Genomic DNA, 12,055 nt, shown 5'->3' on the forward strand with positions numbered 1-12,055 from the left:
GGCGACCTTAACCGTTCTGACCATTCGGAGCATCCCCGCCATCCCAGGCCGCGACTGTCGGTACGGCCTGCACTGGCAAACGAAAAACCCCGGGAGTCGTTGATTCCCGGGGTTTTTTGTTTCTTGGCCTTTCGACGGCCCCGTGTGTGCCGGGCGCGAGGAGGCGCCCATTCTTTATCGCGGCGCCGGTGACGGCGCCGTGCGTGCTCAGTGCGGCATGGCGGTGAAGTCCAGCGCGTTGGTCAGGTCGCCCATGGCCTTGCCCTTGTTGGCGAGCAGGGCGGCATCGCGTTGCTGCAGGCCCGGCAGGGTCGGCAGGACAAAGCGGCGGGTGATGAAGCGCAGCGCCGAGGCTGTGTCGTATTGCGTGTGGTCGACAAAGCCCTTCTTCACATACGGCGACACCAGGATCGCCGGGATGCGCGTGCCCGGGCCCCAGCGGTCGCCGGTGGGCACTTGCGCGTGGTCGTAGAAGCCGCCGTTTTCGTCGTAGGTGACGAGGATCAGCATGTTCTTCCACTGCGGGCTCTTCTGCAGCTGCGCGATCACGCTGGCGATATGGGTGTCGCCGTCGGTCACGCTTGCATAGCCGGGGTGCTGGTTCAGGTTGCCCTGCGGCTTGTAGAACGCGACCGCGGGCAGGTTGCCGGCGGCGGCATCTTGCAGGAACTGGCTGTCGAAGTCCTTCAGGTGCGCGCTGCGGTTGGCGGCCTGGGTGACCGGGTCGAAGCTGGCGTAGTAGTTGAACGGCTGGTGGTGCGGCTGGAAGTTGGGCACCGTGTTGTTGTAGATGGCGGTCGGGTCCTGCGTGGCCTTGGCCCAGGCACCGGCATACCAGGCCCAGCTTACGCCGCGCGCGTTGAGCAGGTCGCCGATGTTGGTCTGGGTCTGCGGCGGCAGCGTGCTCGCCTTGGTGGGGTCGGCGTAGAGGCCCGTGGCATCGGTGGTGGCGGGCTTGTTGCCGCTCGGCTGGTAGTCCGGCTGCATGGTGTTGACGGCGTAGAACATGCCGCTCTTATCCGCGGGCGTCAGCGTGCTGTCGTTCTGGTACACCGCCTTGCCAGAGAGGACCGAGGTGGGGTTGCCGGTGCCGGGGGTCAGGCGCACGAAGTTGCCGTTGGCGTCGAGATCGATGGCCGAGATCGAGTTCTTGGCCGGCGAAGTGGCCGCGTCGGCGTTCGGGTACTGCGGCGCGCAGGCGCAGATCAGGTACTGGTGGTTCAGGAACGAGCCACCAAAGGCACCCATGTAGAAGTTGTCGGCCAGCACGTACTGCTTGGCGAGTTGCCACATCTGCATCTGGCTGCCGTCGTAATAGCCCATCGACAGGCCGCCCGCATCCGAGAACGCGGCGTACTTGTCGTTCTTGCCGCCGTTGATCTGCATCTGGTTGTTATAGAAGCGGTGCACCAGGTCGCGTGTGGTGACGGATTGCGAGACCACGGTGCCGGTGCCGTTGACGCCGGCAGGATTGTCGATCTGGAACGGCTTGTTCGCCCAGTTGGCGGTGCTGGCCTGCGTCAACTCCGGTTTTTGCCCTGCCGCGTTGAACCCGCCCCAGGTCGGCGGCAGCACCGGCAGCACGGAGCCATCGAAGTCCTTCTGTTGCTCGACGGTGCCGCTCGAGGCGGGGTTCACGCCGGGGATGCCGTTGGCGCCCGGGAACAGGCCGTAGAGATTATCGAAGCCGCGGTTCTCTGCATAGATCACCACCACGGTCTTGATGTTGTCGAGGGCGACCCGCTTGCCGACGCCGTCGCGCAGCGCCTGGGCGATGTCGCCGCCGCCCGCGACCGAGTCGGCGATCAGGTCGATGGTCTGATCGATTTCCGCCTGCAGGGTCGCCTTGACGGTCTTGTCGGTTTCCTTGTTGTGGTCGGCCAGCAGCTTGTCCGCGGTCACGCCGATGCGGGCGGCCAGACGTGCCTTGGCCGCGGTGAGGTCGCCGCCGTTGGACTCCATGAGCGCGACCAGTTCGGTCGTGATGGCGCTGATCACGCCGTTGGCGCTGGCTGGTGCGCGGAACACCAGCGGGCGGGTCACGGCTGCGTGGCCGCCGGTGTCATCGTTGCGGAAGGCGTCGCTGCCGATCTCGGCGGCGATCGCGCCCTGGCCGGTGAGCGTAAAGGCGCCGTTCTTGTCGGTGTAGGTGCTGGTCTCCGTGCTTTCGCACTTGCCATTGTTGTTGGCATCGATGCAGACCTTGGCGTGCTCGAAATAGCTGCCGGTCACCACGCCCGAGGTGGTGAGGGCAGTACTGGAGTCGCTGCCGCCGCAGGCGGCCATGGCAGCGGCGGCCGCCGCTGCAAGGGGATAAAGTCGTAAGGCTCGGCGCATGGAATATCCTGTTTTCGTTTTTCGTTATGTGTAAGGCGGTTTTTTTTGGGACAGCCGCGCGATTCTCGCGCCGCTCCATGTCAGGTTGATGATGGTGCCGGGACGAGAAAAAGACATCCGGCCACGCATGACACGCCGCTGTCATGCGCGCGTGCTAGCGTGGCGGCGCATTCCTGAATCTCCTGTGCCTGGGCTGCCGCACCCATCCCGCCCTGGCCATTCCACTTCGCCGCACAGATGCCACCGCGCTTCGTTTTGCCGCCAGTTCCTTCCCCAAGCCGCCGCCTTGCCACCGGGGCCTTGCTGCTGGCTTTCGCCCTGACTCTGGCGGGCTGTGGCAAGTCCGCACAGGAGGGCGCGGCCGTGGCCGCGGCCACGGCCCCGGCATCCGCGCCGGCGGCCAGCCAGGCTGCCGCGCCTTCGCGACCCGCCTACGCCGATGCGTTCTACACCCTGATGGCAACGCGCCGGCCGCCGGTGCCGGCCATGGCCGCGCTTGGCAAGGCGCTGTTTTTTGATCCCGCGTTGTCGGCGTCCGGCCGGCTCGCGTGCGCAAGTTGCCATAGCCCGGAACACGCCTATGGGCCGGCCAATGACTTGTCGGTGCAACTGGGCGGCCCCGACATGCTGCGCACCGGCGCGCGCGCGGCGCCGTCGCTGCGCTACGTGCAGAACGTGCCGCCGTTCTCCGAGCATTTCCACGAGAACGACGGCAACGACAGCGAAGACCAGGGCCCCACGGGCGGCCACAACTGGGACGGGCGGGCGTCTTCCACGCACGAGCAGGCTGGCATTCCCCTGCTGTCCCCGCATGAGATGGCGAACGCGGACGCAGCGGCGGTGGCCGCCAGGCTGCGCGCCGGCAAGCATGCGCAGACCTTGCGCGAGGTGTTCGGCGCCGACATCCTGGAGCGCGACGAAGTCGCTTTCCAGGCCGCGCTGATGGCGCTCGAGGTGTTCCAGGAAACGCCGTCCGAGTTCTATCCCTACAGCAGCAAGTACGATGCGTTCCTGCGGCGGCAGGTCAAGCTGAGCGAGCAGGAAGCGCGCGGCCTGCGTCTGTTCAACGATCCCGCCAAGGGCAACTGCGCGGCCTGCCACCCCAGCGCGATCAGCGCCGATGGCGTCTTTCCCGCCTTCAGCGATTTTGGCTTCATCGCGCTGGGCGTGCCGCGCAACCGCAAACTGGCGGTCAATGCCGATCCGGCCTTCTTCGACATGGGCTTGTGCGGGCCGGATCGCACCGACCTGAAGGCGCGCGCAGAGTATTGTGGCCTGTTCCGCACGCCCGGCCTGCGCAACGTGGCGCAACGCAAGACCTTCTTCCACAACGGCGCCTTTCATTCGCTGGAAGACGTGTTGCGCTTCTACGTGCAACGGGACAGCAATCCCGGCAAGTGGTACCCGCGCAAGGCCGACGGCAGCATCGACAAGTTCGACGACCTGCCGGCGCGGTATCGTGACAACGTCAATATGGAGCCCCCGTTCGGCGGCGCGCCTGGCAGCAAGCCCGCCCTGTCGGAGGCGGAGATCCGCGACGTCGTCGCGTTCCTGAAGACCCTCAACGACGGCTACCGCTTGCCTGCAACCCATTGACGAGTCCCGGCGGCAGTGGCTGATTGCCGGTACTTACGGGCCAAATGCAGTGCATAGCACGCATTGATGGGTGGGCGCGGTGCCCTGTGTTACCCGGCCGCTGAGGGCGACCTCCTGAGCGGCACGCGCCCAGGCAACGTGCCGGGCGCCTCGCAGGCCTTCCCTTTTTTAAATCCGTCCCCATTTCCTCCTGACACCGTGCTGTCAGGAGATGTCAGCGCCACACTTCAGCGCGCGGCACGCTGCCGTCCTTCGGGATAGGATAGCGGCCTGACCGTACCAACACCGCGATTCGCGATGGCTTTCGCCGCGCTCCCGGGGCCCTATGCCCTGCCAGGCCTGTCTTCGCCAATCGCACGCCGCACGCAAGCCATCAGCTAGCCACTCGCAAGCCACGCCATAAAGGACGCATCCCATGTCATCCGGTGTCATCCGTATCCGCGGAGCCCGTCAGCACAATCTCAAGAATCTCGACCTCGATCTGCACACCGGCGAAATGACCGTGGTGACGGGGCCGTCGGGCTCGGGCAAATCGAGCCTGGTGTTCGATACGCTCTACGCCGAAGGGCAGCGGCGCTATGTCGAAACCTTCAGCGCCTATGCGCGCCAGTTCCTGGACCGCATGGACCGGCCGCAGGTAGACCGGGTGGACGGCGTGCCGCCGGCCATCGCCATCGACCAGACCAACCCGGTGCGCAGCTCGCGCTCCACGGTCGGCACGATGACGGAGCTCAACGATCACCTGAAGCTGCTGTACGCGCGCGCCGCCGAGCTGTTCGACCGCCAGACCGCGCAGCCCGTGCGGCATGACTCGCCGGAGACCATCTACGCGGAGCTGCAAGCACGTGCCGCCCAGGGCGATCCGCGCCTGGTCGTCACCTTCCCGGTGGAACTGCCGGAAACCACCACCGATGCCGAGATCGAGCAGTGGCTCTCCGTCAGCGGCTACACGCGCGTGCAGGCGCAGCGCGTGGTGGCGTCGCCCACCGGCCCGCGCAAGGTGCTGGACGTGGTGGCCGACCGCTTCCGCCTGGGCAATACCGAAAAGGTGCGGGTGCTGGAAGCCATCGAGGCCTCGCTCAAGCGCGGCAGCGGCCGGGTCAATGTTTATGTGATCGACGCAGCCGACGAGGGCGCGCAGGCACCCGTGTGGCGTTTCTCCACCGGCCTGCACAGCCCGGAAAGCGATATCCGCTATGCCGATCCGCAGCCCGCGCTGTTCTCCTTCAACTCCGCCTACGGCGCCTGCGAGACCTGCCGCGGCTTCGGCCGCGTGATCGGCGTCGACCTCGGCCTGGTGATCCCGGACGAGCGCAAGACACTGCGCGGCGGCGCCATCAAGCCAATGCAGACGCCGGCCTGGAAGGAGTGCCAGGACGACCTGATGCGCTACGCCGCCAAGGCGGGCATCCCGCGCGACGTGGCGTGGTCCAGCCTCACCCCGGCCGAGCGCGCCTGGGTCATCGACGGCTCGCCGGACTGGAACGGCAAGTGGAATACGCACTGGTATGGCGTCAAACGCTTCTTCGACTACCTGGAGTCGAAGGCGTACAAGATGCACATCCGTGTGCTGCTATCGAAGTACCGCAGCTATACGCCGTGCGAGACCTGCGGCGGCGCGCGGCTGAAGACCGAGGCGCTGTTGTGGCGCCTGGGCAGCAAGCCGGGGGCGGACGCCGTATGCGCGCCGGACAAGCGCTTCCTGCCGCGCGGCGTGGACTGGGACCGCACGCAGCTCGAAGCGCTGCCGGGCCTTACCGTGCACGACCTGATGCTGATGCCGATCGAGCGCATCCGCAAGTTTTTCGACGAGCTCACGCTGCCGAGCCTGATGCTCGACGACGCGCTCAAGCTGCTGCTGGCCGAAGTGCGCACGCGCCTGAAATACCTGTGCGACGTGGGCCTGGGCTACCTCACGCTGGACCGCCAGAGCCGCACGCTGTCCGGCGGCGAGGTGCAGCGGATCAACCTCACCACCGCACTCGGCACCTCGCTGGTCAAGACGCTGTTCGTGCTGGACGAGCCCAGCATCGGCCTGCACCCGCGCGACCTGAACCGCATCGTCGAGGCCATGCATCGCCTGCGTGACGCCGGCAATACGCTGGTGGTGGTGGAGCACGATCCTTCGGTGATGCTCGCGGCTGACCGGCTCATCGACATGGGCCCCGGCCCGGGCGAGCGCGGTGGCAACATCATCTTTGACGGCACGCCTGCCGATATCCGCGGCTCGGGCACGCTCACCGGCGAATATCTTGCCGGCCATCGCCAGGTGACCGATCTTTCCCGCTGGCAACCTCGCGCGGTTGACGCCGCGACGCCGCGCATCGTGCTGGAAGGTGCCTCCGAGCACAACCTGCGTGACGTCACCGTGGAGATCCCGCTGCAGCGCCTGGTGTGCGTGACCGGCGTTTCCGGCTCGGGCAAGTCCACCTTGCTGCAGGACGTGCTGTATCCCGCCATGGCGCGCCAGTTCGGCAAGTCCACGGATGCGCCGGGCGCTTTTCGCAGCCTCGCCGGCGCGGAACAGGTGGCCGATGTGGTGTTTGTCGACCAGTCGCCCATCGGCAAGACCGCGCGCTCCAACCCGGCCAGTTATGTGGGGGCCTTCGACGAGATCCGCAAGCTGTTCGCCAAGGCGCCCATGGCGCTGCAGCGCAGCTATACCGCCGGCATGTTCAGTTTCAACTCGGGCGACGGGCGCTGCCCCACCTGCGGCGGCTCTGGCTTCGAGCACGTCGAGATGCAGTTCCTCTCCGACGTCTACCTGCGCTGCCCGGATTGCGATGGACGGCGCTACCGCGCGGAAATCCTCGAAGTGAAGATCGAGCGCGCGCTGCCCGGCCAGCCGCCGCGCGCGCTCAGCGTGGCCGATGTGCTCGAGCTGACCGTGAGCGAGGCCGTGGCGTACTTTGCCGGCGACGCGGCGGTGCTGCGCGTGCTGCAGCCGATCGTCGACGTGGGCCTGGAATATGTGAAGCTGGGCCAGCCGGTGCCGACATTGTCGGGGGGCGAGGCCCAGCGGCTGAAGCTGGCCGGCTACCTGGCCGAGACCGCGCAGGCGAGCAATACGCGCGTCAAGCCGATGCCGTACGAGTGCAAGCTGTTCATGTTCGACGAGCCCACCACCGGGCTGCACTTCGACGACATCGCCAAGCTGATGCGCGCGTTCGGCAAGCTGCTGGATGGCGGCCACTCGCTGATCGTGATCGAGCACAACCTCGACGTGGTGCGCGCCGCCGACTGGATCATCGACCTCGGCCCCGAGGGCGGCGACGCCGGCGGTGAAGTGCTGTGCGTGGGCACGCCGGAAGACGTCAAGCGCTGCGCGCACTCGCATACCGGCAAGGCGCTGCTGCAATACGACCGCGCCGTCGGCCATGCCTTTGTCGCGGAGGACGCGGGCGTGCCCTTGCAGGCCGCCTTGCGCGCGGCGCGCGCGCGCCGCGCCATCGAGGGCGAGGACGTGGTGCGCATCGTCAACGCGCACGAGCACAACCTGAAGGCGCTCAACGTCGATATCCCGCACGGCAAGTTCAACGTCATCACCGGTGTGTCGGGATCGGGCAAATCCACGCTGGCTTTCGACATCCTGTTCCATGAAGGGCAGCGCCGCTATCTCGAATCCCTCAATGCCTACGCGCGCTCCATCGTGCAGCCCGCCGGGCGCCCGGAGGTGGATGCGGTGTACGGCATTCCGCCCACCGTGGCCATCGAGCAGCGCCTGTCGCGGGGCGGGCGCAAGAGCACGGTCGCGACCACTTCCGAGGTCTGGCACTTCCTGCGGCTGATGTATGTGAAGCTGGGCATCCAGCACTGCATCCACGACGGCACGCCGGTCACCTCGCAAAGCCCCGAGTCCATCGCCGCGCAGTTGCTGCGCGACTACAAGGGCCAGCACGTGGGCCTGCTGGCGCCGCTGGTGGTCAACCGCAAGGGGGTCTATACCGACCTGGCCAAATGGGCCAAGGCGCGCGGCAACACGCACCTGCGTGTCGACGGCGAATTCCTGCCGGTGGACCCGTGGCCACGCCTGGACCGTTTCCGCGAGCACACCATCGAGCTGCCGGTGGGTGACATCAACGTGTCGGCGGACAACGAAGCCGAGCTGCGCGCGCTGCTCGGGCAGGCGCTGGAAGCCGGCAAGGGCGTGATGCACCTGCTGGCGCCGCTCGATGGCCTGCAGCATGCCATGGGCAACGGCGGCACCGCCCGCGTCGGCACCACCACCGTGTTTTCGACCAAGCGCGCCTGCCCGGTGTGCAGCACCAGTTATCCGGAACTGGACCCGCGCCTGTTCTCCTACAACAGCAAGCACGGCTGGTGCACCAGTTGCGTGGGTACCGGCCTGACCCTCACGCGCGAGCAGCGCGCGGCCTACGACGATACCGTGATGGCCGACGACAACCGTGGGCGCGAGCAGACGTTGCCCTCGGAGCAGCAGGAGCCCGATGACGTGGCCGATACGCCGTGCGCGGACTGTGGCGGCACGCGGCTGAACCCGGTGGCGCGCGCGGTCACCTTCGACGCGCACCCCATCGTGGACGTGGCGCAGTGGACGGTGTCCGACACGCACCGCTGGGTGCAGGGCCTGGAGCTGGCCGGCCGCGAAGGCGAGATCGCGCGCGACGTGGTGAGCGAGATCCGCAGCCGCCTGCAGTTTCTGGAAGAGGTCGGCCTGGGCTACCTGAGCCTGGACCGCGCCGCGCCCAGCCTGTCCGGCGGCGAGGCGCAGCGCATCCGGCTGGCGGCGCAGCTTGGCAGCAACCTGCAGGGCGTGTGCTACGTGCTCGACGAGCCTACCATCGGCCTGCATCCGCGCGACAACCAGATCCTGCTCGACGCCCTGCGCAAGCTCGGCGAGAAGGGCAACACGCTGGTGGTGGTCGAGCACGACGAGGACACCATCCGTCGCGCCGACCATATCATCGACATCGGCCCCGGCGCCGGCAAGCGCGGCGGCACGCTGGTGGCGCAAGGCGGCGTGGCCGCGCTGTCGGCCAGTGCGGATTCGCTTACCGGGCAGTTCCTCGCCCATCCGATCCTGCATCCGTTGCAGCCGCGCCGTGTGGTCAAGCCGGCGGGCAAGAACAACGAGGCCGTACCCGAGCGCTGGTTGACCGTGCATAACGCCACGAAGCACAACCTGCGCAACGTGACCGCCAGCATTCCGCTGGCGCGGCTGGTCGCCATCACGGGCGTCAGCGGCTCCGGCAAGTCCACGCTGGCGCGCGATGTGCTGATGGCCAACCTGCTCGACGCGGTGGGCCGCTCGGTGATGTCGTCGCCGGCCACGCGGCGCGCGCGCAAGGCGGCTGGCAGCGAGGCGCCCGCGCGCTCGCAAGCCACGGCGCGCACCGAGCCGCGCCGCAAGCTGGAGGTCACGCACAACTGGCAGGGCTGCGAGTCGATCACCGGGTATGAGAGCATCGACCGCGTGCTGGAGGTCGACCAGACCCCGATCGGCAAGACGCCGCGCTCCTGCCCGGCCACGTATATCGGCGTGTGGGACACCATCCGCAAGCTGTTCGCGCAGACGCTGGAGGCCAAGGCGCGCGGCTATTCCGCCTCGCGCTTTTCCTTCAACACCGGCGACGGGCGCTGCCCGGCCTGCGAGGGGCAGGGCGTGCGCACCATCGGCATGAGCTTCCTGCCGGATGTGAAGGTGCATTGCGATGTCTGCCACGGCCAGCGCTTCAACCCGGAGACGCTGGCGGTCACCTGGCGCGGCAAGAATATCGGCGACGTGCTGACGATGGAGATCGACGAGGCGGTGGAGTTCTTCTCCGCCATGTCCAATATCGCGCACCCGCTGCAGCTGATGAAGGACGTGGGCCTGGGCTACCTGACGCTGGGCCAGCCGTCGCCCACGCTGTCCGGCGGCGAGGCGCAGCGCATCAAGCTGGTGACCGAGCTGTCCAAGGTGCGGGACGACATCACCCGCCGTGGGCAGCAGGCGCCGCACACCCTGTACGTGCTGGATGAGCCTACCGTGGGCCTGCACATGGCCGACGTGGCCAAGCTGATCCGCGTGCTGCACCGGCTGGCCGATGGCGGGCACAGCGTGGTGGTGATCGAGCATGATCTCGACGTGATCGCCGAGGCCGACTGGATCCTCGACCTGGGCCCGGAAGGCGGCGTGGCGGGCGGCGGCATTGTCGCCGCGACCGACCCCGAGGGGCTGGTGCGGGCCCGGGCCAGCCACACCGGCGCGGCGCTGGCACCGGTGCTGGCCCGCGGCAAGGCGGCCGGCAAGGAAGCGCCGGAGAGCGGCAACGACGCCAGGCGCCGCCTTGCGGCGGCGCAGTAAAGCCAGCGCGGCGGCCTCGCCCCTCCCCGGAGGGCGAGGCTGCAGGCCGATTTCACCTGGCGGCCCCGGTAGCTGACACAATGCTGGATTCAGCAACTGGCGGCCGCCGCTGGTCCAGCCGTGCGCCGCCGAGGTGGCGGCCGGGCAGGCCATGCGTAGCCGCCGCATGACAGCGTGATAGCAAAACCCCTTTTCTCCTTCCTCTGCCTGCCCTCCATCGTGACGGCGCTATGGCTCGCCCTGGCCAGCACGTCCGCGCTGGCGGCACCCGCCGCCGCATCGGACGCCAGCGGCGCACGCGCGCCTGCCAAGGCGGGCAAGCGCGCGGCCTCGGCGCCGACGCCAACCTCCCGGGCCGTTCAGCAAGCCACCACCGCGCCGCAGGTCAACCACGACCAATACGCGCTGCGCCCCGAGCGCGACGTGCAGCCGCGCAGCAGCTTTGGCCTGCGGATGAAACCCGGCTGGCCGCAGCAGGACGACTCCGCCGGGCCGGGGCGTTAGCCAGCCAGCCCGGCATGCTGCCGGGCACACCGGCGGCAGTGCCTTTGCGGTACGCTCTGTGGGTTCCGTCATCCGACCAGCAGTCCGACCCTTACACCGCAAGGAGCTCAGATGTCCACCAGCCCGTCCGGCTTTGCGTGCGCCCCGGCCGCAGCCCGCGCCACCGTTCATCACCTGCGCGCCTCGCGCATCCGCGAGGTGGCCAATGCCGGCATCGGCCTGCCCGACGTGCTGCCCTTCTGGTTCGGCGAGTCCGACCAGGTCACGCCCGCCTTTATCCGCGACGCCGCCAGCCGGGCACTGGCCGGCGGGGCGACGTTCTACACGCATAACCTGGGCATTGCCCCGCTGCGCAGCGCGCTGGCTGACTACGTCAGCGCGCTGCATGGCGCCACCGCCCTGGACAACGTGGTGGTGACCAGCGCCGGCGTCAATGCGCTGATGCTGGCTGCCCAGCTGGTGGCCGGGCCCGGCGACCGCGCGGTTGCCGTTACGCCGCTGTGGCCCAACCTGGTGGAAATTCCCAAGATCCTTGGCGCCGAGGTGGAAACCGTCTCGCTCGATTACGGCGCGCGCGGCTGGACCCTGGATCTCGACAAGCTGCTGGCCGCGCTGACGCCTGATACGCGCTTGCTCATGATCAACTCGCCGAACAACCCGACCGGCTGGGTGATGTCGCGCACGGACCAGCAAGCGGTGCTCGCGCACTGCCGGCGCCATGGCATCTGGATCATTGCCGATGAAGTGTACGAGCGGTTGTATTACGGCGAAGGCGATGCCGCCATCGCGCCGTCGTTCCTGGATATCGCCAGCCGCGACGAGCGGGTGATCTGCGTCAACTCGTTCTCCAAGGCCTGGCTGATGACCGGCTGGCGGCTGGGCTGGATGGTGCTGCCCGCGGCGCTCACCGACGACCTGGGCAAGCTGGTTGAGTACAACACGTCGTGCGCGCCGTCCTTCGTGCAGGAAGCCGGCATCGTGGCGGTGCGGGAAGGCGAGGCCTTTACCCGTGAACTGGTCGGCAGGCTGCGCGCGGCGCGCGACCACCTGGTGGGTGCGTTGGCTGTGGTGCCGGGCGTGGATGTGCATGCGCCCGAGGGGGCCATGTATGTGTTCTTCCGGCTGGCGGGCGCAAGCGACAGCCTGGCGCTGTGCAAGCAGCTGGTGCGCGAGGCACGGCTCGGGCTGGCGCCGGGGAGCGCGTTCGGGGACGAGGGGGAGGGCTTTGTGCGGTGGTGCTACGCGTGTGATCCGGCGAGGCTGGATGAAGGTGTGCGGCGGTTGCGCGGGTTTCTGGGGCGTTGAGCGCCG

The 12,055-nt window shown here is 68.1% G+C and carries 5 protein-coding genes; 4 read left to right on the top strand and 1 reads right to left on the bottom strand.

Features of this window, described 5'->3' with window-relative positions; all coding sequences use genetic code 11:
• Positions 1 to 207: 207 nt before the first annotated feature.
• Complete coding sequence (gene acpA / locus ACX12D_RS02355; RefSeq protein WP_459372779.1) at positions 208 to 2,337, bottom strand: acid phosphatase; 2,130 nt, start codon at positions 2,335 to 2,337, stop codon at positions 208 to 210.
• Positions 2,338 to 2,574: 237 nt separating this feature from the next.
• Here acpA and ACX12D_RS02360 point away from each other — a divergent pair, with 237 nt between their 5' ends.
• The 4 genes from ACX12D_RS02360 to ACX12D_RS02375 all read left to right on the top strand — a co-directional run bounded on the left by ACX12D_RS02360 (position 2,575) and on the right by ACX12D_RS02375 (position 12,049).
• Positions 2,575 to 3,933, top strand: coding sequence for a cytochrome-c peroxidase (locus ACX12D_RS02360; RefSeq protein WP_459372780.1), 1,359 nt, complete (start codon positions 2,575 to 2,577; stop codon positions 3,931 to 3,933).
• 415 nt (positions 3,934 to 4,348) lie between these two features.
• Complete coding sequence (uvrA, locus tag ACX12D_RS02365; protein ID WP_459372781.1) at positions 4,349 to 10,240, top strand: excinuclease ABC subunit UvrA; 5,892 nt, start codon at positions 4,349 to 4,351, stop codon at positions 10,238 to 10,240.
• A gap of 174 nt (positions 10,241 to 10,414) precedes the next feature.
• Positions 10,415 to 10,744 (top strand): hypothetical protein, encoded by a 330-nt coding sequence (locus ACX12D_RS02370; protein WP_459372782.1) that lies wholly within the window; start codon positions 10,415 to 10,417, stop codon positions 10,742 to 10,744.
• Between the two features lie 111 nt (positions 10,745 to 10,855).
• A complete protein-coding gene (locus ACX12D_RS02375) occupies positions 10,856 to 12,049 on the top strand; it encodes a pyridoxal phosphate-dependent aminotransferase (RefSeq protein WP_459372783.1) in 1,194 nt (397 codons plus the stop codon).
• Positions 12,050 to 12,055 lie beyond the last annotated feature (6 nt).

The organism is Cupriavidus sp. PET2-C1, assembly GCF_054515855.1.